We start from the raw sequence: 21823 nt of genomic DNA on the forward strand, positions 1-21823 counted from the left end.
GTCAAATATTCAGGCTATTAAATGGTTTTGGGGAGTTAACATGTTAGAAAGGCAGCGTACCGATATGAACGCTGCCGTTTTAGTATGAGATTTTATTACTTTCCCACAACATTACCGATTAAGTGACCTAAATTACTCGACTGTCACAGCCTTAGCTAAGTTACGCGGTTGATCGACATCGGTGCCTTTAATCAAAGCAACGTGATACGACAACAACTGCATTGGAATGGTGTAGTAAATCGGGGCCGTGATTTCGCTTACGTGCGGCAAGTTGATGATCTTCATGCTGTCATCGGCTTCAAAACCGGCTGCAGCATCGGCAAATACATACAATAAACCGCCACGAGCGCGCACTTCTTCTACATTTGATTTTAGTTTTTCGAGTAACTCATTATTCGGTGCTACGACTACCACTGGCATGTCTGCATCAATCAAAGCGAGTGGGCCATGTTTTAGTTCACCAGCTGCATACGCTTCTGCGTGAATATACGAGATCTCTTTTAGCTTTAATGAGGCTTCCATTGCGATTGGGTAGAACTCTCCGCGACCTAAGAATAGGGTGTGATGCTTATCCGCAAAGTCTTCCGCCAGTGCTTCAATTTCTTTATCGTAAGCTAACGCGGCTTGAATTTGAGCTGGCAGTGCATGCAGAGCTTCTACAATTTCCGCTTCTTTTGCACCATCAATACGTTGCTGCTGCTTACCCATTGCGGTGACTAGCATTAGCAATGCCGCGAGTTGAGTGGTGAAGGCTTTGGTTGATGCCACACCGATTTCCGTTCCCGCGCGAGTCATGAAAGCAAAATCAGATTCACGAACCAATGACGAACCGGCAACATTACATACCGTCATTGCGGCCATGTAGCCTTTTTCTTTGGCTAAGCGCAATGCTGCTAACGTATCGGCCGTTTCACCTGATTGAGATAAGGTGATGAGCAAGCTATTTGGGCGAGTAACAAATTTACGGTAACGAAATTCAGATGCAATTTCCACATCGCAACTTACGCCCGCCAATGATTCAAACCAGTAACGCGCTGTCATTCCGGCATTGTAAGAAGTACCACAAGCAATGATTTGTACGTGCTCAACTTTAGCCAGTATCTCAGCGGCATTAACGCCAATGCTTTCCGTGATCACGGTATCTTTGGTTAAACGCGCTTCCATGGTGTTAATTAACGCGGTTGGCTGCTCAAAAATTTCTTTTTGCATAAAGTGGCGATATTGACCTTTATCACCGGCATCATGCTCTGCGTTGGATTCAGCAATATCACGCTCAACTAATTGTCCTTGCGCATCAAATACGGTCACATCACGACGGGTGACTTCGGCAACATCCCCTTCTTCAAGGTACATAAAGCGGCGAGTGACACTCAGTAATGCCAGTTGATCAGATGCGATAAAGTTTTCACCCACACCAAAACCAATCACAATTGGGCTACCAGAACGTGCCACGACAACACGGCTTGGATCGTTACGATCAACCACCACAGTACCGTAAGCTCCATCTAATTGTTTCACCGCTTTTTGCAGCGCTTCAACTAAGGTTTCTGAGGTGCGACGTTCCCATTCAACTAGGTGAGCAATCACTTCAGTATCGGTTTGAGATTCAAAGACGTAACCACGCTCGCGCAGCACTTCACGTAACGTTTCATGGTTTTCAATAATGCCGTTATGCACGACCGAAATATCACCGGATACATGTGGGTGAGCATTAATTTCAGAAGGTTCACCATGAGTTGCCCAGCGCGTGTGTGCAATCCCAGTACCGCCCGATACTTGAGTCGCATCTACCGCATCTGATAATTCTTTTACTTTACCCAAACGACGAACACGCGTCATATTCGAATCCGCATCCACGACGGCGATACCCGCCGAGTCATAACCACGGTATTCTAAACGGCGTAAACCTTCGACTAAGATTTCAGCGACATCACGTTGTGCTACCGCACCGACGATTCCACACATAAGTATTTCCTTTATTATTCCCTTACCAGCAGCAAGCAAAAGGTGGTAAAGATAAGATGATTAAATGAGTTAAGCGATCAGCACTTGCACATTATGTTGTTCTATTTGTGCTTGTTGTTCAGCGCTGATGCCATTATCAGTAACTAGCACGTCGATTTTTTCCCATGCCAGTTCTAAATTTGGAATTTTTCGACCAATTTTGTCGGATTCAACCATGACGACAACGCGTCTTGCTGATTCAGACATCACTTGGCTGAGCCCTAATAATTCATTGAAGGTCGTGGTACCACGTTGCAAGTCGATACCATCTGCGCCAATAAACAATTGATCAAAGTCGTATGAACGCAACACTTGTTCTGCAACTTGTCCTTGAAAGGATTCTGAATGCGTATCCCAAGTACCACCGGTCATTAATAGAGTGGGTTCGCTTTCTAATGCATTCAGTGCATTGGCGACATTAAGAGAGTTGGTCATCACCACGAGCCCTCTTTTGTCGTTAAGCTGCTCTATTAATGCGCCAGTGGTGCTGCCACTATCAATAATGATGCGATGATGATCTTTAATAAGAGAGGCTGCGGCTTTTGCAAGGCTTACCTTTCGTTTCGAAACTTCTTCTGAAAACACTTCATTGATGATCTCTTTCGGCAGCGCGATCGCACCACCATAGCGACGCAGTAATAAACCACTCGCCTCTAATGCTGAAAGGTCTTTCCTAATCGTCACTTCGGAGATGTTGAATTGTTTTGTTAGCTCATCAACACTGACTTCACCATGTTCATTGACTTGTTGAACAATCAAATGCCGACGCTGCTGAGTGTTTCGTTTAGACATAAATAAAACCAAGTTAGTTTTGAAACGAAAGATATTAAAGCAAAACGAAACTTATTAGTCTATTTATTTCATAACAAAAAATAAATATTAATTAAAGAAAGATTGCTCTAAGACAAGTAAGGTTCGTGATCTTCCCCACAAAGACTGGTAAAATTCTTTCTTCTTTAAAGAAACAAAATTACGAATAAGCCGACTCGCCGGTGGTAAAAATAAGAAGTTATGCTGCAAAGAGAATGACATGTGGCAATGCGAGAGTGTAAATAGCAATAACGCTCGCAATAATTGAAGTGGTAATGACAATACTGCCGCTTTAACTAATGTGGGTATAAACTGTATGACAGAATTTCTGTTTTAATGCTGACTGCAAATCATTGCCTACCATTAAAACCTGTAAAAATTGAAATTATAATATTACTTACCGGAGAGTATCTACTCATGAAAAAGACCAAAATCGTATGTACGATTGGCCCGAAAACTGAATCTGTTGAGAAACTGACTGAACTTGCAAACGCTGGCATGAACGTCATGCGTTTGAACTTCTCACACGGTGATTTCGAAGAGCACGGCAACCGCATCAACAATCTTCGCCAAGTAATGAAGAACACAGGCAAACAACTGGCTATCCTTTTAGATACTAAAGGCCCAGAGATCCGCACGATTAAACTAGAAAATGGCGACGATGTTGCTCTAGTGGCAGGTCAAGACTTCACTTTCACAACCGACACTTCTGTTGTTGGTAACAAAAACACAGTCGCGGTAACTTACCCAGGTTTCGCGCAAGACTTAACGGCTGGCGATACTATCCTAGTTGATGATGGTCTTATCGAAATGAAAGTGGTTGCAACCACTGACACTGAAGTGAAATGTACTGTATTGAACAACGGTGACCTAGGCGAAAACAAAGGTGTTAACCTTCCTGGTGTTTCTGTAAAACTTCCTGCACTTGCAGAAAAAGACAAAGCAGACCTTAAATTTGGTTGTGAGCAAGGTGTTGACTTCGTTGCGGCTTCTTTCATCCGTAAAGCGGACGATGTAAAAGAAATCCGTGAACTGCTTTGTGCAAACGGTGGTGAGAACATCCAAATCATCTCTAAAATCGAAAACCAAGAAGGCGTAGACAACTTCGACGAAATCCTTGAAGCGTCTGACGGCATCATGGTTGCTCGTGGTGATCTAGGTGTTGAGATCCCTGTTGAAGAAGTAATCTTCGCGCAAAAAATGATGATCGAGAAATGTAACCGTGCACGTAAAGTGGTTATCACAGCAACTCAAATGCTAGATTCTATGATCAAAAACCCACGTCCAACTCGCGCAGAAGCGGGCGACGTTGCTAACGCAATCATGGATGGCACGGATGCAGTTATGCTTTCTGGTGAGTCTGCAAAAGGTAAATACCCTGTTGAAGCGGTAACTATCATGGCGCAAATCTGTGCTCGTACTGACCGCGCTTTAAAAGCAGAGCTTAGCTCTCGCTTAGACAGCCCACGTCTACGCATCACAGAAGCAGTATGTAAATCAGCCGTTGAAACTGCTGAGAAACTAGCCGCTCCAGTGATCGTTGTGGCAACCGAAGCAGGTAAATCTGCTCGTTCAGTTCGTAAATACTTCCCAACAGCAAAAATCATTGCCGTTACAACGAACACTAAGACAGCCGCTCAGCTTTGCTTATCTAAAGGTGTTACGCCAATCGTTGTTGATTCAATTAACGATACTGAAGACTTCTACCGTCAAGGTATGGCTCTAGCACTAGAAATGGGCTTTGGTGAAAAAGGCGATATCGCGGTAATGGTTTCTGGTGCGCTTGTACCATCAGGCACAACCAATACTTCTTCTGTTCACGTTCTTTAATTTTTAAAACGCGAATAGAAATCAAAAGGAGGCCTTATAGGTCTCCTTTTTTATTGCTTTAAATTCACACCATCTCATTAAATCACCAACCAAAAAGCTCTCGGTGGTGAGTGTTCAATAACACCACCGCTAATAAGAAATACAAAGCACTGAACTGAAAAGCAAGCACGAATAAACTCGCCACGGTGACTCTCACCAACACTCCACTCGACATCTCATTTACCCTACCTAAAATGATCCACCCAATGATTAAAGTTTAGGACAGAACTATTTAGGCATTAGACTAAAGTCTCATATAGTGTCGATGAATAGCCTTATTTAAGCATAAAGATATTCATGAATTGTCGAGGTGTAAAATACGAAATAGGTGCAAGGCTCCGTATCATTCTCGCTTAGGCTCAGCTCAGGTACGAAATGGTGAGCGTATAAAAAAACGCAGCCAAATTGACTGCGTTCTCTAAGTACCGATTTTTGTGAGTGCTAATTAGGCTTTCAAAGCACGCTCACCACGGGCGATGCCAACCACACCACTTCTTGCCACTTCAATCACATCTGTCATTTCTGATACCGCTTTAATGAAAGCATCAAGTTTGGCGCTGTCACCGGCCAGTTGAATCGTAAACAGCGAAGCCGTTACATCAACGATTTGACCACGGAACACATCGGCTAAGCGATGCACTTCTGCGCGAGAAAAACCACTGGCTTTGACTTTAACCAGCATTAACTCACGCTCAACGTAATCGAATTCTGTGACTTCTTGTACTTTTAGTACATCCACCAGCTTATGCAGGTTTTTTTCGATTTGCTCTAACTGCAACGCATCGGTTGCGGTCGTGATGTTAATTCGAGATAAAGTCTCATCATCGGTTGGTGATACGGTTAATGATTCAATGTTATAGCCACGTTGAGAAAATAAACCGACAACGCGCGACAAAGAGCCCGGTTGGTTTTCTAATAATAATGAAAGGATATGTCTCATATTAAGTTCTCTCCGTCTTGCTTAACCACATCTTATCCATGCTTTCCCCTTTGATTTGCATTGGGTACACATGTTCTGTTTCATCGACATTGATATCGACAAATACCAAACGATCTTTCATATCGAGGGCTTTTTTCAAGCCTGCTTCAAGATCTTCAGGTTTATCAATGCGGATACCCACATGACCATACGCTTCTGCAATCGCGGCAAAATCAGGGACGGAATCCATATAAGAATGTGAATGACGGCCTTGATAGATCATATCTTGCCACTGTTTTACCATACCCAAGAAACGGTTATTCAAGTTAATGATCTTAACCGGGATATCGTATTGCATGCAGGTTGATAGCTCTTGGATATTCATTTGAATACTGCCATCTCCCGTCACACACACCACTTCTTCTTGTGGTAGCGCATATTTCACGCCCATTGCCGCCGGCAGACCAAAGCCCATGGTGCCTAGACCGCCTGAGTTAATCCAGCGACGTGGCTTATCAAATGGGTAGTAAAGCGCGGCAAACATTTGGTGCTGACCAACATCCGACGCCACATACGCATCACCATTGGTGAGCTTGTAAAGTGTTTCAATCACTTGCTGTGGCTTAATGCGATCGGTGGTGCGATCAAACTCAAGGCACTTACGATTTTTCCAGCTTTGCAGCTCTTGCCACCACGTATCAATCGCTTCTTTATCTTGCTTGGTTTCTTTTTCTGGCAGTTGCTTCAACATACTATCAAGCACTTCATCGGCTGAACCGACGATAGGAAGATCCGCTTGAATGATTTTTGAGATCGACGATGGATCGATATCAATGTGCATGATCTTGGCATTCGGACAATATTTCTCAACATTGTTGGTGGTTCGGTCATCAAAGCGTACCCCGACACCGAAGATCAAATCGGCATTATGCATCGCCATATTCGCTTCATAAGTGCCGTGCATGCCCAGCATACCAAGGGAGTTTTTGTGCGTCGCCGGGAATGCGCCTAAGCCCATCAAGGTACTCACAACGGGAAGATTCAATGCTTCTGCCAATTTGAGCAATTGCTCGCTTGCATCCGCCATGATCGCGCCACCACCCACATAAAGCACTGGCTTTTTGGCTTCAATAAGGGTTTTTAAGCCTTTTTTGATCTGACCTTTATGACCTGTTGTGGTTGGGTTGTAAGAACGCATCGACACTTCTTTCGGGTATTGATACGGGAAAGTTTCAAGCGGATTTAATACGTTTTTAGGTAAGTCGACCACAACTGGGCCCGGGCGGCCTGTTGATGCTAGGTAGAAAGCTTTTTTGATGATTCCAGGAATGTCTTCTGCTTTGGTAACAAGAAAGCTGTGTTTTACAATCGGACGTGAGATCCCGACCATGTCACACTCTTGAAAGGCGTCGTTACCAATTAAATTATTCGGAACTTGACCAGACAACACCACCATTGGCACTGAGTCCATATAAGCGGTCGCAATACCGGTAATGGCATTGGTAGCACCTGGGCCTGATGTAACTAACACTACACCGACTTTACCCGTTGCGCGTGAATAACCATCGGCCATGTGAACCGCAGCTTGTTCATGGCGAACCAGTACGTGTTCGATAGCACTTTTTTCATGCAGAGCATCATAAATATCCAAAACTGAACCGCCTGGATAACCGTAGATATGCTCTACACCTTCATCGATTAAGGAACGAACGATCATGTCCGCGCCGGATAACATTTCCATATTGCCTCCTTCTGACTTACTCATTTCCTGCATGGCAGAGTTGAAAAAGTAAGTGCTACATAGTTAGGGCTTATTTTTAGCCTAAAATGACATCTGAATATGTCGAAGATATGACTCCAATCAAGCCACGACTTTCTTATATTCTTATATCTATGTACCTGCTTGATTGTCATAACAACAAAACAGGGTGCAGCTCGAAGATTTTGCTCCGAGCACTTCACTTTACCGCTTAATAACAAGTGATGTCTATGTGCTCATTAAACAGAAACGCTTCCAATTACTGCTTATTCATCCATTTTAAGTGTAAAGCTCTAACATTAACTGATAACACTTACTGATTCATTTGTATGTAAGGAAAATTAAGATAATAATATTTCTCACTTTTAGAGTTGGCTCACATCTATTTCCCCATAAAAAAACGCACACCGTTCGGCATGCGCTTCTTATTTTTTCATTTAGCCACTTTTAGCATTACATCGCGTCGGCTAACGCTTCACCACAAATCAGCATTAACTGATCGCGCATCCAGATGTGACCTTTATCTTTTTCACTTGATTCGTGCCAGCTTAAATAGCCCGCTACTTTGTTATCCGCGAATGGGTAAGGCAGAACTTTGTAGTTCGCACGATTTGGAATGGTCTCTATTAACCAACGAGGTACAACGGTTAACAACTCAGACTGACCAACAACATATAAGATGTTGCTCAGACCCGTACCTTGGTAAGACTCATTACAGTCGATATCACCACCGTATACGCGCTCATAAAAGCTACTAATGCCATTTACTTTCGATAACGTTGCGTGTTTTTCTGTTAAAAACTCTTGCTCAGAAATCTGTGAACCGATACGAGGATGATTAGCTGAAACGACAACGACTAATTCATCGCTGAAAATTTCTGTGCTTGAATAACCAGGCTGATCAAAACGCGCGTAGTCAATCACAAAATCGACTTCTTGATAACGCAGTTTTTCTGGTAATTGGCGATCAAATTCAGCGTCTAAGTGAAGTTGAATACTCGGCGATCTTTCTGCAATGCTACTCATAATACGAGGAGCAAAACGCATGTCCGATGGGCTACATACTGCCAGCTTAAATGCACGATTTGATGTTTCAGGAATAAAGATTGAATTCGGTAATTCGTTGCGTACTAATTGTAGAGCTTGACGGATCGGACCAAACAATTGACGAGCACGTAGGGTGGGTTGAATACCACGACCATGACGCATAAATAACTCATCATTAAACATCACTTTTAAACGAGCAACAGCATTACTTACCGCTGGCTGTGACATCCCTAAGAATTGAGCAGCACGAGTAATATTCTGCTCTTGCATTACTGCATCAAAAACGGTTAATAAGTTTAGATCAACGCCACGTAAAGTAGATTCCGTTCTTGTATTAATTACAGCATTGCTTTGTTCTATTTGGTTAGTCATTTGTGTATGCCTCTAACAATCGACTGCCTCATCTTTATTATATTGATGATTGAAAGCAGCAAAAAGATATTTAATATTCATTGTATTTGCCACGCCAATGAATGGGCGACGAGCACACTATTCATCAATATAATTCTTGAGGCAAACATATTGAGATTAAATCAGATCATTTCACTAAAAATCACTAAAAATAGACAAACTTCAATAACTTAGGAGTAAATATAAAAAATATAAATATTTATAAAACGCTTTTGTGCGCTGAATGAATGGAGAGAATACATACCTATTCATTAATCAATGCATAATGTGGAAAGTCTACTTGCTCCCATAAATCACTCCAAAGTGGAGTAATCGTTTTCCAATCCCCTTGCGTTACCCATTCAGCAATCGCTGCTGCCACATCAGGGTAAATAACCTTTTCAGCTGGCTGTTCATCCAACCAAGTTCGCACGCTACTCGGGTCCATCCAATTCATCGAACTGGCTAAACCTAACGATTCAAGAGTAGCCACATTACTCATTTGTTCAAACTGTCCAGCCAAGGGTTTTAAGAGCAGTTTTTTTCCGAGTGTTAACGCTTCAGATGGCAATTCAAATCCACCATTTGCAATCACGCCTTGGCATGCATGTAAGTGCTGCTGAAACGAATCATAAGATAATGGCATGAAGGTTAAATGCTCTTGCTGATAAGCCTCTTTTATTGAGGGGTGATAACAAATAAATTCATGATTAGAAAAGCGCTGTAAGAGTTGGGATACTTCTTCTAAGTCTTCAAATGGCAGATAGACTAAAATGAAATGTAACTTTTGCGTTTCCAACCCAAATGAAGTGTGAACAATCGGTGGCAGAATTGGTTGCTGGAAGTGATACCAATGCAAACCTAAATGAAATTCAGTTGGCGCAAAATGCTCTATCAACGTTTGATCAAGCCATGTAGCTCCTTTTTTAGGAACTGAATAACGAAACGCATTCTGATGACTAATGCCGACGGTGGGAACTTTTTGTTTTTTCGCAGCCCAAGCAGTAATCGGCTCAAAATCATTGAGCACCACATCATACCCAGACAAGTCGATATCAGACACTTCCTTCCACAAATGGTTAGGGTTGGTATTCATTGCGGTTTTGAGATGATTGACCTTGCCTTTTTCGGTACAAAAAGTCAGACCTCGACGAGTTTGATAATCACCGAAATCTTCCATTGAAAAATATCCCGCTTTATCTCGTCCTGAAAACAAAAAATCAACATCAACATTTTGTGCTTTAAATGCATGAGACATCGCCCTTGCTCGTGCAATATGCCCATTACCTGTGCCTTGAACGCCGTAAAGTATTTTCATTAAGTTTATTATCCCTTCATAAGATCAATTGCTATCACTGCGCTGCCCATACCTAATAACGCCCCAAGCACAATATCGGTTAAAAAATGAACTCCAAGTAAAATTCGGGATAAACCGATTAATCCAGCCCACACAAAAGGAAGAAAACCAAATTCAGGATAGAAATGCTGTAATAACACTGCCATTAAAAAAGCAGCTGCGGTGTGTCCTGAAGGCAAACTGTATTGATCAGATGGGGTAATAAAAGAAGTTAATAAGTGAGACATTTGCGCAGGTCGACGTCGTTTAAAGCTATTTTTAGCCAACCAATAAACAGGAAGTTCAATCAAGTAGGCCAATAACCCCGTCAATAAGAAGACTTGACCGACTCTTGGTTCAAATAGCCAAGCTAATAGGCCAATAATTCCATACAAATGACCATCTCCAGTATGAGAAATCGCTTTACTCATTTGAGCCACTGGCTCATTGAAACGGTGACGTAAGCAAAATAAAGAAAATGCCAAATCGAAGCGAGCAATTGGTTGTATAGTTTTCATCATGCACTCCTTGTTCGCTCATAATGAGCGTTACTGGCACCAAATTAGTGGACATAAATGACAAACAAGTGACGATTATTTGTTCTTATGATGAACCCCTCTTACTCAACATAATTTGCATTCATGGTGTAACTTCTTTTATTTGGATATTTTTTCCACTAAAACCTTGACGTGTGCCCCTTTAGTGCGGTACTAATTGAACCACTCATTAAGTGGATGTTAACCATTGCTAAGGCATACAAAGCATGACTAAACAATTTTCGAACCTACTGAACCTCCTCCTCAACGTGAATCAATCGCGCGGGTAGGCAGTGGACGAAAAACCACATACGATTTCAAACAAGCCCGCATCCCAATGCGGGCTTTTTTATTCGCTAATACTTAAAATAAGTCACAGAATAAACCGCATTGGATAGCGAAGCATTAAACCAAAAGGAAGCTCACATGAACGATCAAGTTATTATATTCGATACGACGTTACGCGATGGCGAACAAGCACTTTCAGCAAGCCTAACCGTAAAAGAAAAACTGCAGATCGCATACGCTCTCGAACGTTTAGGTGTGGATGTTATCGAAGCGGGCTTCCCTATTTCATCGCCTGGTGATTTTGAGTCGGTACAGGCGATTGCTAAAAACATTAAAGGCAGCCGCATTTGTGCCTTGGCTCGCGCCGTCGAAAAAGATATCGATGTTGCAGCCGAAGCTCTAAAAGTTGCTGAAGCCTTCCGAATCCATACTTTCATTTCTACTTCAACCATTCACGTACAAGATAAGCTTCGTCGTAGTTATGATGATGTGGTTGAAATGGCGGTTCGCTCTGTCACTCGAGCTCGTAAATACACTGATGATGTAGAGTTTTCATGTGAAGATGCAGGCCGTACTCCTATCGACAATCTTTGCCGTATTGTAGAAGCTGCCATTGATGCTGGTGCTACCACGGTCAATATTCCAGATACTGTGGGTTACACCATGGCCAATGAATTTGGCGGTATTATTGCCACGCTATTTAATCGCGTACCAAACATAGATAAAGCCGTCATTTCAGTTCACTGCCACGACGATCTAGGTATGTCTGTTGCAAACTCGATGGCAGCGGTTCAAGCCGGTGCTCGTCAAGTAGAAGGCACCATTAATGGTATTGGTGAACGCGCAGGTAACTGTGCTCTTGAAGAAATCGCCATGGTTATCCGAACTCGCGGAGAATTCCTAGGCGTAAACACTGGCCTTAAATACGACGAAATCCACCGCACCAGTAAGCTAGTGAGCCAGCTATGTAATATGCCTATTCAAGCCAATAAAGCGGTTGTCGGTGCCAATGCATTTAGTCACTCTTCTGGTATTCACCAAGATGGCATGCTAAAAAATAAGAACACTTATGAGATCATGACGCCAGAGTCTATCGGTCTTAAAAATCAAGCTTTAAACCTAACTAGCCGTTCTGGTCGCGCAGCAGTGAAAAGCCACATGGATACTATGGGTTACAAAGACACTGACTACGACTTGAATACTTTATATGATGATTTCTTGAAGCTTGCTGATCGTAAAGGCCAAGTATTTGATTACGATTTAGAGTCATTAATGCACTTTGCAAACTTGCGCGATGAAGACGACTACTTTAAGTTGAACTATCTAAGCGTACAATCGGGTAGTGTGATGGCGACCACCAGCATTAAATTACAATGTGGTGATGAAGAGAAATGCGAAGCGGCAGTTGGTAACGGCCCAGTCGATGCTTTGTATCAATGTATCTACAAACTAACCGGCTATGAAATTGCACTCGATAAATTCGACCTTACCGCAAAAGGTGAAGGTGAAGATGGTCTAGGTCAAGCCGATATCATTGCCAACTATAAAGGTCGTAAGTACCACGGCACCGGCCTTGCCACCGATATTGTTGAAGCATCAGGCCAAGCACTATTGCATGTTATTAACAGTATTCACCGCGCTGATCAGATTGCAGAAATCAAGCAATCGAAAAGAATGGAAACGGTATAAGTTGAAAGACAATACAACTAAATGATGAATGCAGTGATTGACTCAAATTGTCATCCCGGATAACTCGTTTCTCAGTTTCCGGAATGACGATTCAAGTCTCGAACTAAGTTAAAATCATACACATTCATCATTAAAGCAAAAAATTCAGTTATACATAATTTTAAGGAAGAGAGAACTCATGTCAGCAACATACAAAATTGCAGTTTTACCAGGTGACGGCATTGGCCCGGAAGTCATGCTACAAGCACAAAAAGTCTTGGATGCAATTGAACAAAAACACGCTATCTCATTTGAACGCGAAGTGTTTGATGTAGGCGGAATCGCCATTGATAACCACGGCTGTCCATTACCTGAAAGCACAGTAAAGGGATGTGAAGAAGCCGATGCGGTCTTGTTTGGTTCGGTTGGCGGCCCGAAATGGGAAAACTTACCACCAAATGATCAACCTGAACGTGGTGCCCTGCTTCCTCTTCGTAAACACTTCCAACTATTTTGTAATCTTCGCCCTGCTCAAATTCACTCTGGTCTAGAAAGCTTCTCACCATTACGTGCCGATATTTCTGGCCGTGGCTTTGACATTGTTGTGGTTCGTGAATTAACCGGTGGCATCTACTTCGGTCAACCGAAAGGCCGTGAAGGTTCAGGCCCGGATGAAAAAGCGTTTGATACTGAAATCTATCATCGTTACGAAATTGAACGCATTGCTAAAATCGCCTTTGAGTCAGCGCGTTTACGTGGCAAGAAAGTCTGCTCAGTTGATAAAGCAAACGTTCTACAAAGCTCTATTTTATGGCGTGAAGTGGTCGAAGACATTGCCAAAGGCTACCCAGATGTTGAGTTATCACACATCTACATTGATAACGCGACCATGCAGCTGATAAAAGATCCTTCACAATTCGATGTGATGCTATGTTCAAACATCTTCGGTGACATCATTTCAGATGAATGCGCCATGATCACAGGCTCTATGGGTATGTTGCCTTCTGCTAGCCTAAACGAAAGCAAATTTGGTTTGTATGAACCCGCTGGCGGTTCTGCCCCAGATATTGCAGGAAAGAACATTGCCAACCCAGTCGCGCAAATTCTATCTGCAGCACTGATGTTACGTTATAGCTTAAACGAAGAAGCCGCAGCACAAGATATCGAAAAAGCAGTATCTAAAGCATTAGAAGCCGGAGAGCTGACTGCAGATTTAGCGGGTGACAAGCCAGCATTATCAACCTCTGAAATGGGCGATAAGATTGCACAATACATTCTAAACTCTAATAAATAAAAACGAGCAGGTAGCAAGCAATGTCAAAAACTCTATATGAAAAAGTCTACGATGCTCATGTAGCGGTAGCAGCGGAAGGTGAAAACCCGATCCTTTATATTGATCGTCACTTAGTCCATGAAGTGACGTCACCACAAGCCTTTGATGGTTTGCGTGAAAAAGGCCGTAAAGTGCGCCAAGTGAGCAAAACTTTTGCCACTATGGATCACAACGTATCGACCACCACCAAAGACATCAATGCATCAGGTGAAATGGCGCGCATTCAAATGCAAACCTTGATGAAAAACTGCTTGGATTTCGGTGTCACGCTTTACGATCTAAACCACAAATACCAAGGCATTGTGCACGTAATGGGCCCTGAGCTCGGCATTACTTTACCGGGCATGACCATTGTTTGTGGTGATTCTCACACCGCCACTCACGGTGCATTTGGCTCATTAGCATTTGGTATTGGCACATCTGAAGTGGAGCATGTTTTAGCAACTCAAACACTAAAACAAGCCAAAGCCAAAACCATGAAAATCGAAGTCAAAGGTAAAGTCGCCGAAGGCATTACCGCTAAAGATATCGTGCTTGCGATCATAGGCAAAACCACGGCAGCCGGTGGTACGGGTTATGTGGTTGAGTTTTGTGGTGAAGCCATTACCGACCTTTCAATGGAAGGCCGTATGACGGTGTGCAACATGGCGATTGAATTGGGTGCAAAAGCTGGCCTAATCGCTCCAGACCAAACCACATTTGATTATGTGAAAGACAAGAAATTCGCACCAAAAGGCGCCGATTTTGACTCAGCAGTAGAATATTGGAAGAGCCTAAAATCGGACGATGATGCGAAGTTTGATGCTGTGGTTACTTTAGACGCCAGAGAAATCACGCCACAAGTCACTTGGGGAACCAACCCAGGGCAGGTCATGTCAGTTGATGGCATCATCCCTAACCCACAAGACTTTAGCGATCCAGTTGAAAAAGCATCCGCCGAAAAAGCATTAGCTTACATGGGTTTGGAAGCCGGTAAAAAACTGTCTGACTACAATGTCGATAAAGTGTTTGTCGGTTCTTGTACGAACTCACGCATTGAAGATATGCGCGCTGCTGCCGCTGTCGCCAAAGGTCGTAAAGTCGCCGCTAATGTTCAAGCCTTGATCGTACCGGGTTCTGAACAAGTCAAAGCACAAGCAGAACTAGAAGGATTGGATAAGATCTTTATCGAGGCTGGTTTTGAATGGCGTCTACCGGGCTGCTCTATGTGCTTAGCCATGAACAATGACCGCCTAGGACCACAAGAGCGCTGCGCTTCAACCAGTAACCGTAACTTTGAAGGTCGTCAAGGCCGTGATGGACGTACTCACTTGGTGAGCCCTGCGATGGCTGCTGCTGCTGCTATTGCTGGTCACTTTGTGGATATTCGCCAACTAGAACAATTACCTGCTTAAGGAGCACACTATGTCTGAAGGTTTTAAGCAACATACCGGCCTAGTTGTGCCACTTGATATTGCCAATATTGATACCGATGCGATCATCCCTAAGCAATTTCTACAAAAAGTAACACGCTTGGGTTTTGGTCAGCACCTATTTAATGATTGGCGCTTTTTAGATGATGCGGGTCAGCAACCTAATCCTGAATTTGTAATGAACAAACCTCGCTATCAAGGTGCCAGTATTTTACTTGCCCGTGAAAACTTTGGTTGTGGCTCCTCTCGTGAGCATGCCCCTTGGGCGTTAGCCGATTACGGTATTCAAGTCATGATCGCGCCAAGCTTTGCAGATATTTTTTACGGCAACTCCATCAACAACCAAATGGTTCCTGTAAGATTAACCGAAAGCGAAGTAGACGAACTCTTCCAATTTGTTGAAGCCAATGAAGGTGCGCAAATTACTGTGGATTTAGAAGCCATGACAGTGTCTGCCAATGGTAAGCAATACAGTTTTGAAATCGATGAATTCCGCCGTCATTGCTTACTCAATGGTTTAGACAACATTGGTCTGACGCTACAACACGCAGATAAAATCACTGAGTTTGAAAATAATATTCCAAGCTTTTTGAAGTAAATATACTTTTTTGACGTAAATAAGCTTTTAAAAAGTCAATAACGTCACCGGCGCTTCATTGCTCGTGACTCTATACTCAAACGCTTCGCTCTTCGGTACATTAGATACAGAAGGCGGAGCGTTTTTTATTTCGACAATCATTACGCTGTTCATCACTCGAAAAGTGTCAATATTCCCTTCCCTCTAGTCTGAAATTAAACCTCAGCCTACTCGGTCTCTTTAAATAATCATTCAAAAAACGAGATCCATCATGAAATATCTAATTATCTTTTTTTGCAGCTTACTCTCTTTTAGCACTGTCGCCGCCCCTAAAGCCGATTTATGGGCTTACTGGAATAGTAGTAACGAGAAAAGCACTCAAGTAATTGACCATTCTGCATGGCAAGGAGTGCTCAATCATAACCTAACGGTGAAAGGTCAAAATCATCTCTTTGGTTACGCCAATATTACAGCTCAAGATAAACAAGCACTCAAAGGCTACATCACAACCTTAACAAAACAGGATCCTCTTCAATTCAATAAAAAAGAACAATTCGCCTATTGGGTCAATTTATACAACGCTTTAACCGTTGAATTGATCCTTGATAACTACCCAACCAAATCCATCACGAAACTGGGTGGCGTATTTTCATTTGGCCCGTGGGACAAAGACATCACCACCATCAATGGTAAAAAATTAACCTTAAATGATATTGAGCATCGAATTCTTCGCCCTATCTGGAAGGACAAACGTATTCATTATGCCGTCAATTGTGCCAGTTTAGGTTGCCCAAACTTAGCCTCTCAAGCCTTTACCTCAAGCAACACTGAAGCTTTGTTAAAGCAAGCTGAAAGCGAATTTGTGAATAGCACTAAAGGCGTGAATATTCAAAATGGCATGGTACAGTTGTCGTCTATTTTCGAATGGTATGCGGTCGATTTTGATGGAGAATCTGGCGTCATAAAGTATTTGACTCAATTTCATCCAGAATTAAAGCAGATAAAGAAAAAGCCGAGTTATGATTATAACTGGGCTTTGAATGAGGGATAAAGGCTCCTACTTAAGGGTTCTAAATATCTAAACCTTATCGACAACGAAATTACAGCGTTGCTATAAACAATTTACTGCCAATAAATAGCAGTTTCTAGAGGCTAGGAACTGCTTTTTGGTCTCTGGCCTATTTAAACCCTTTCTCTTTCTTAATCAAATCGTAAGCCGATTGAATCTCTTGCGCTTTTTGTTTTGCCACTTCCATCATCTCTGGTGGTAAACCTTTCGCGACTAGTTTATCGGGGTGGTGCTCATTCATCAGTTTACGGTGAGCTCGCTTGATGGTTTTAGAGTCTGCGTCTTTATCCACACCTAACAAATCATAAGCATCATTAAGTTGTGATGCGGTTGAGCGTTGTTGCCATTGACCGCCACCAGATTGCTGACCTTGCTGTTGATAACCACCAAAACCGCCACCCTGCTGAAAACGAAATGCCGCTTCTTGCATGCGCAAACGTTGTTGCAAGTATTGAGCAGTAAAACCAAGTTCTTGAGCGACCGTCTGCAGTACTTGGATTTCACTTGGGTGCAAATCACCATCTGCAAAAGCAGCGGAAATTTGTAGCTCAAGGAAAAACTGTAACAAATCACGTCGGCGCCCGGCCGAGAAACGCACTTTGCGCAAGGTTTCTAATAATGGAAAATCCGCATCTTTACCTTGGCGAAAAGCTTCTTGAGCTATTTTCTTTTGCTCATCACTTAAGTTCATTCGATCCATCATGACCGAGGCCAATTGGATCTCTTCTTTTGTAACTTGCCCTTTCGCTTTCGCCACATGCCCCATGACAGCATAAGCCGCCTGAAAAAATTCTGTTTGGCGTTCAGCTTGTGAAGCTCCGGAACCAAATGCCGATTGAAAGCCTTGTTGGCGTCGACGTGCTTTATCAAATTGATGGCCAATAAAGCAGCCTATGATCGCGCCTGGAATAGCGCCAATCATTGAGCCAAACAAGATACCTAGTAATTTACCTAACATATGCCTATTCCAAATCCCAAACTATGAATTTTTATTGTTAACTATTGTCTGTATAGTGTCGATTCTCGCAAGATTCTTATATGATATAGAAATCTGTATTTAATTCGTCTTATTTCTGTAAATAACGCATTCATTCATGTTTCACAGGGCCCATTTATCCAATGCTTTCAATTTCTCGCACTTTTCTTGCCACACTAATTAGTGCTGTTTTCTTGCCTACAGCTTTCGCCGATGAAAGTGATAGCGACAGTGTGCCGGAAATAGTCCACACAGATCAATGTATTGCTCCAGAAAAAAAAGTCGCTGGTGCTCCTGAAGAAACCGTTAATATCGAAGCCGACAGCATTAATGCTAAAGGAAGAAATGAAGCGGTTTATCAAGGTGATGTTATCGTCACTCAAGGACATAAAAAGATTACCGCCGACACCGTCACAGTAAAACAGAGTGAAAACTCCGTTTTCGCAGATGGTAATGTGACAATGAATGATGGACAAATCAAATCGACATCCAATAAAGTTAAATCTGATCTTAAAGGCGATCGAATAGAACTTCACGATACTCAATATAAATTTCTCTGCCAAACCGCTCGAGGAGAAGCTGCGTATATCCTAAAAGATGGTCAATCGATATACAACATGGAAGATGGCTCTCTTACCACCTGCCCTGAAGGTAATAAATCTTGGCGAGTCAAAGCATCAGACATTGATATCGACAATAATGAAGAAGAAGCTACCTTTTATAACACTCGTTTTGAAATTCTAGATGTCCCTGTATTTTATTGGCCATATATTACCGTACCAATTGGCGACAAACGTAAAACCGGTTTCTTATACCCTAGTGGTGGCTATGATACCAAAAATGGCTTAGAGCTTAACGTTCCCATCTATTTTAACCTTGCTCCTAATTACGATTTAACCACCACCATTAATTACATGGAAAAACGAGGTGTTCAATTTGATAACGAGTTCCGCTACCTCACTGATGGCTTCGGTTCTGGCACCTTAAATTTTGAATACCTCAATAGCGATGACTTAAATCCTGATGAAGGGGCTCGCTGGGGGGTTAATTTAATCCATAACGGTATTTATGAACGTAATTGGAAGTTTTCTATCGATTATTCACGCGTCAGTGATAATAACTATTTTGATGATTTAGATTCCAACATTGGTAATCGTGAAGATGGCCAGTTACTTCAATCAGGTGAAGTGGCTTATCGTACTGACTTTTCAGAGACCACATTAAAAGTCCGTGACTTCCAAGTGTTATCAAGTACTAAGCCTTATCGCTTAATGCCTCAATTGCAGTATCAATATCATCAACCAAGCCTATTGCCACACCTAGATTTTGAATGGGACAGCCATATCAGCCGCTTTGAAACCGATGATGATAATCTACCAGATGCAACTCGTGTTCATTTAGAACCAAGTTTATTAGTACCCTTTTATGCACCATGGGGACAGCTTACCTCGGAAGCGAAGCTTATGTACACTTACTATGATCAAGATTTAAAAGATGATAAGGATCCTGATTTAAAAGAAAATGTGCAGCGTGTCGTACCAGAATACCGAATCAGTGGCACCATCTTTATGGATAATAGCCAACAGTGGCTAGGTGGCTACACGCAAACTCTTGAACCTCGTATACAGTACCTGTACATTCCAGAAGTGGATCAATCTGATATTTATCAAGGTTACGACACCACTTTATTACAGTCCGACTATTATGGGTTATTCCGAGATACTAAATACAGTAGTGTTGATTACATCGCCCCCGCTAATCAGCTAAGCTATGGTGCAACGTCTCGATTTTATGATGATAACTATAAAGAGCGCTTTAATTTATCTCTGGGTCAAATTTACTACATCAACCCAACCAGCGATGAAGCGAACCTGTCCGCTTGGGCGTTAGAAAATGAATGGAACATCAGTGACTCATGGCTGTATAAAGGTGGATTACAATACGACAGTAATGTCTCTACTTTGCAACTTGCTAACAGCACTGTTGAATATAAGATCCCAACAGGTGGTTACGCCCAGCTAAATTACCGTTATATTTCAAAATCCTACATCCAAGACAATGCTCCTGGCATCTCTGACAGTCAGCTAGACAAATACACTCGTGATGGTATTTCTCAAGCCGGTGTTTTAACCAGTTTTAATGTTGCCCAGCGTTGGAGTGTACAAGCAAACTATTATCATGATCTGACTGAAAATGACATGTTAGAAAGTCTGCTAGGTGTGACTTATAACGACGATTGTTGGTTCTTAGGATTGACCTTCTCGCGCCATATTCTGTCCTCAACTGATGTGTCAACAATATACCCAGAACCAGGCCCTGAATATGAATCTAAAGTAAGCCTAAACATTGGTATTAAAGGCCTAGGGCAAAGCTCCGGTGTACAAGCTGGAGATGGCGGAAACTCATTAGGCTATGGCCGTCCATTTAGCCTAGACGATTAATGAACCGGATAGCCAGACATGGTAATATGTTTGGCTATCTCTTTTGTTGTAACTATTTTGTTGTATTAATTGGAATTCTGAAATGAAGACATGGATCCCCGCATTATTCAGTATATTGACCTTGTTCGGTGCATCGACTGCTTCTGCCGCGCCGCAAGAGCTCGATCACGTTGTTGCGATCGTCAATAATGGTGTGGTCTTACAAACCGATATCGACACCGCAATGAAAACCGTGCAAGCCAACGCCGGTGATAAAGGTCAACCATTACCGACTGCTGATGTATTAAAAGAACAAGTATTGGAAAAACTCATCTTAGACGAAATACAATTACAAGAAGCCAAGCGTATGGGGATTCAGATTGATGACCAACGCTTAGATCAGGCTATTCAAGGAATTGCAAAAGAACATGACCAATCTTTAGATCAGCTCATCGTCTCTTTAAAAAATGAAGGTTTAACTTACCCAGTCTTCCGTGAACAAATTCGTAAAGAAATGGCGATCAGTGAAGCACGTAATGCTCAAGTTCGCCGTCGAGTTAATATTTCTCCATCGGAAGTAGAGACGTTATCGACCTTGCTCGCTGAAAAAACAACCGCGACCGTCGAATATAAAGTGGCACAGATTCAATTGCGTTTTGGCGATGATAAAGATGCCACTGAAAAGCAAGCTCAAGAATTGGTCTCTCGCTTGAAACAAGGCGAAGATTTCTCCACCTTAGCTTATACCTACTCCAAAGGCCCTAAAGCGCTACAAGGCGGCGATTGGGGATGGATGCGTAAAGAAGAAATGCCAACTATATTTGCTGACCAAATTACCACTCAAGGTAAAGGGGCTATCATTGGACCTTTCCGCAGTGGTGTTGGTTTCCATATTATGATGATTGAAGATGTCAAAGGATTAGAAACGGTCGCAGTTACCGAAGTGAATGCTCAGCATATCTTGATCAAACCTTCGATTATTTTAAGTGATGAAGGCGCCAAAGAAGAACTCAACGGATTTATTGATGAGATCAAATCTGGCAAACGTACCTTTGGTCAATTAGCTCAACAATATAGCCAAGATGCTGGCTCAGCAGTGGCTAATGGTGTATTAGGTTTCCAAACTGCCGACACCTTTGTTCCAGAATTTAAGCATCAGGTTGAAACACTGCCTGTTGGCCAAATCAGCCAACCATTTAAAACCGTCCATGGCTGGCACATTGTAAAGGTTCTCGATCGTCGTACTGTTGATCGCACTGAATCTGCGATGAAAAATCGTGCATACCAAATTTTATTTAAACGTAAATTCAACGAAGAAGCAGGCGCATGGTTACAAGAAATTCGTGCCAGTGCTTACGTTGAGATAGTAGAAGACCAAAATGGACAAAGTAACAATGATAAGGGTTAAAC

General features: G+C 42.5%; 17 protein-coding genes. 8 read left to right on the forward strand and 9 right to left on the reverse strand.

What is annotated here, in order from left to right:
* Positions 1 to 132: 132 nt before the first annotated feature.
* Positions 133 to 1965, reverse strand: a complete 1833-nt coding sequence (gene glmS, locus A1QC_RS13845) for a glutamine--fructose-6-phosphate transaminase (isomerizing) (protein ID WP_017026310.1) — start codon at positions 1963 to 1965, stop codon at positions 133 to 135.
* A gap of 69 nt (positions 1966 to 2034) precedes the next feature.
* A complete protein-coding gene (locus A1QC_RS13850; RefSeq protein WP_017026311.1) occupies positions 2035 to 2796 on the reverse strand; it encodes a DeoR/GlpR family DNA-binding transcription regulator in 762 nt (253 codons plus the stop codon).
* A 435-nt stretch (positions 2797 to 3231) separates the two neighbouring features.
* Here A1QC_RS13850 and pykF point away from each other — a divergent pair, with 435 nt between their 5' ends.
* A complete protein-coding gene (gene pykF / locus A1QC_RS13855) occupies positions 3232 to 4644 on the forward strand; it encodes a pyruvate kinase PykF (protein ID WP_017026312.1) in 1413 nt (470 codons plus the stop codon).
* Positions 4645 to 4726: 82 nt separating this feature from the next.
* On the opposite strand, the gene A1QC_RS15770 is transcribed toward pykF, so the two are convergent.
* The 6 genes from A1QC_RS15770 to A1QC_RS13880 all read right to left on the reverse strand — a co-directional run bounded on the left by A1QC_RS15770 (position 4727) and on the right by A1QC_RS13880 (position 10652).
* Positions 4727 to 4858 (reverse strand): hypothetical protein, encoded by a 132-nt coding sequence (locus A1QC_RS15770; RefSeq protein WP_017026313.1) that lies wholly within the window; start codon positions 4856 to 4858, stop codon positions 4727 to 4729.
* A gap of 270 nt (positions 4859 to 5128) precedes the next feature.
* Positions 5129 to 5623, reverse strand: a complete 495-nt coding sequence (gene ilvN, locus A1QC_RS13860; RefSeq protein WP_017026314.1) for an acetolactate synthase small subunit — start codon at positions 5621 to 5623, stop codon at positions 5129 to 5131.
* Position 5624: 1 nt separating this feature from the next.
* Positions 5625 to 7343, reverse strand: coding sequence for an acetolactate synthase 3 large subunit (locus A1QC_RS13865; RefSeq protein WP_017026315.1), 1719 nt, complete (start codon positions 7341 to 7343; stop codon positions 5625 to 5627).
* Between the two features lie 471 nt (positions 7344 to 7814).
* A complete protein-coding gene (leuO, locus tag A1QC_RS13870; protein WP_017026316.1) occupies positions 7815 to 8780 on the reverse strand; it encodes a transcriptional regulator LeuO in 966 nt (321 codons plus the stop codon).
* A 283-nt stretch (positions 8781 to 9063) separates the two neighbouring features.
* Positions 9064 to 10116 carry an MJ1255/VC2487 family glycosyltransferase gene (locus A1QC_RS13875; protein ID WP_017026317.1) on the reverse strand — a complete coding sequence of 351 codons (1053 nt, stop codon included), beginning with the start codon at positions 10114 to 10116 and terminating at the stop codon, positions 9064 to 9066.
* Between the two features lie 8 nt (positions 10117 to 10124).
* Positions 10125 to 10652, reverse strand: coding sequence for a phosphatase PAP2 family protein (locus A1QC_RS13880; protein ID WP_017026318.1), 528 nt, complete (start codon positions 10650 to 10652; stop codon positions 10125 to 10127).
* 444 nt (positions 10653 to 11096) lie between these two features.
* Between A1QC_RS13880 and leuA the strand changes: the two genes are divergently transcribed.
* The 5 genes from leuA (at position 11097) to A1QC_RS13905 (ending at position 16999) form a co-directional block, all read left to right on the forward strand.
* Positions 11097 to 12647 carry a 2-isopropylmalate synthase gene (leuA, locus tag A1QC_RS13885; RefSeq protein ID WP_017026319.1) on the forward strand — a complete coding sequence of 517 codons (1551 nt, stop codon included), beginning with the start codon at positions 11097 to 11099 and terminating at the stop codon, positions 12645 to 12647.
* Positions 12648 to 12825: 178 nt separating this feature from the next.
* On the forward strand, positions 12826 to 13920 hold the full coding sequence (gene leuB / locus A1QC_RS13890; RefSeq protein ID WP_017026320.1) for a 3-isopropylmalate dehydrogenase: 1095 nt from the start codon (positions 12826 to 12828) through the stop codon (positions 13918 to 13920).
* A gap of 20 nt (positions 13921 to 13940) precedes the next feature.
* Complete coding sequence (leuC, locus tag A1QC_RS13895; protein WP_017026321.1) at positions 13941 to 15353, forward strand: 3-isopropylmalate dehydratase large subunit; 1413 nt, start codon at positions 13941 to 13943, stop codon at positions 15351 to 15353.
* A 10-nt stretch (positions 15354 to 15363) separates the two neighbouring features.
* The gene (leuD, locus tag A1QC_RS13900; RefSeq protein ID WP_017026322.1) at positions 15364 to 15969 is read left to right on the forward strand and encodes a 3-isopropylmalate dehydratase small subunit; all 606 of its coding nucleotides are present in this window, start codon (positions 15364 to 15366) and stop codon (positions 15967 to 15969) included.
* Positions 15970 to 16219: 250 nt separating this feature from the next.
* Complete coding sequence (locus tag A1QC_RS13905; protein ID WP_017026323.1) at positions 16220 to 16999, forward strand: DUF547 domain-containing protein; 780 nt, start codon at positions 16220 to 16222, stop codon at positions 16997 to 16999.
* A 127-nt stretch (positions 17000 to 17126) separates the two neighbouring features.
* On the opposite strand, the gene djlA is transcribed toward A1QC_RS13905, so the two are convergent.
* A complete protein-coding gene (gene djlA, locus A1QC_RS13910) occupies positions 17127 to 17975 on the reverse strand; it encodes a co-chaperone DjlA (protein WP_017026324.1) in 849 nt (282 codons plus the stop codon).
* 161 nt (positions 17976 to 18136) lie between these two features.
* Between djlA and lptD the strand changes: the two genes are divergently transcribed.
* Complete coding sequence (gene lptD, locus A1QC_RS13915) at positions 18137 to 20434, forward strand: LPS assembly protein LptD (RefSeq protein WP_017026325.1); 2298 nt, start codon at positions 18137 to 18139, stop codon at positions 20432 to 20434.
* An 82-nt stretch (positions 20435 to 20516) separates the two neighbouring features.
* Positions 20517 to 21821: a peptidylprolyl isomerase SurA gene (gene surA / locus A1QC_RS13920; protein WP_017026326.1), complete on the forward strand. Its 1305-nt coding sequence runs from the start codon at positions 20517 to 20519 to the stop codon at positions 21819 to 21821.
* Positions 21822 to 21823 lie beyond the last annotated feature (2 nt).

Origin of the sequence: Vibrio rumoiensis 1S-45 (genome assembly GCF_000286955.2) — a bacterium.
Lineage (GTDB): Bacteria > Pseudomonadota > Gammaproteobacteria > Enterobacterales > Vibrionaceae > Vibrio > Vibrio rumoiensis_A.

Bases quoted from the DNA above. Each gene is read 5' to 3' on its own strand.
- glmS (WP_017026310.1), bottom strand. From the start codon at position 1,965: ATGTGTGGAATCGTCGGTGCGGTAGCACAACGTGATGTCGCTGAAATC.
- A1QC_RS13850 (WP_017026311.1), bottom strand. From the start codon at position 2,796: ATGTCTAAACGAAACACTCAGCAGCGTCGGCATTTGATTGTTCAACAA.
- pykF (WP_017026312.1), top strand. From the start codon at position 3,232: ATGAAAAAGACCAAAATCGTATGTACGATTGGCCCGAAAACTGAATCT.
- A1QC_RS15770 (WP_017026313.1), bottom strand. From the start codon at position 4,858: ATGTCGAGTGGAGTGTTGGTGAGAGTCACCGTGGCGAGTTTATTCGTG.
- ilvN (WP_017026314.1), bottom strand. From the start codon at position 5,623: ATGAGACATATCCTTTCATTATTATTAGAAAACCAACCGGGCTCTTTG.
- A1QC_RS13865 (WP_017026315.1), bottom strand. From the start codon at position 7,343: ATGGAAATGTTATCCGGCGCGGACATGATCGTTCGTTCCTTAATCGAT.
- leuO (WP_017026316.1), bottom strand. From the start codon at position 8,780: ATGACTAACCAAATAGAACAAAGCAATGCTGTAATTAATACAAGAACG.
- A1QC_RS13875 (WP_017026317.1), bottom strand. From the start codon at position 10,116: ATGAAAATACTTTACGGCGTTCAAGGCACAGGTAATGGGCATATTGCA.
- A1QC_RS13880 (WP_017026318.1), bottom strand. From the start codon at position 10,652: ATGAAAACTATACAACCAATTGCTCGCTTCGATTTGGCATTTTCTTTA.
- leuA (WP_017026319.1), top strand. From the start codon at position 11,097: ATGAACGATCAAGTTATTATATTCGATACGACGTTACGCGATGGCGAA.
- leuB (WP_017026320.1), top strand. From the start codon at position 12,826: ATGTCAGCAACATACAAAATTGCAGTTTTACCAGGTGACGGCATTGGC.
- leuC (WP_017026321.1), top strand. From the start codon at position 13,941: ATGTCAAAAACTCTATATGAAAAAGTCTACGATGCTCATGTAGCGGTA.
- leuD (WP_017026322.1), top strand. From the start codon at position 15,364: ATGTCTGAAGGTTTTAAGCAACATACCGGCCTAGTTGTGCCACTTGAT.
- A1QC_RS13905 (WP_017026323.1), top strand. From the start codon at position 16,220: ATGAAATATCTAATTATCTTTTTTTGCAGCTTACTCTCTTTTAGCACT.
- djlA (WP_017026324.1), bottom strand. From the start codon at position 17,975: ATGTTAGGTAAATTACTAGGTATCTTGTTTGGCTCAATGATTGGCGCT.
- lptD (WP_017026325.1), top strand. From the start codon at position 18,137: ATGCTTTCAATTTCTCGCACTTTTCTTGCCACACTAATTAGTGCTGTT.
- surA (WP_017026326.1), top strand. From the start codon at position 20,517: ATGAAGACATGGATCCCCGCATTATTCAGTATATTGACCTTGTTCGGT.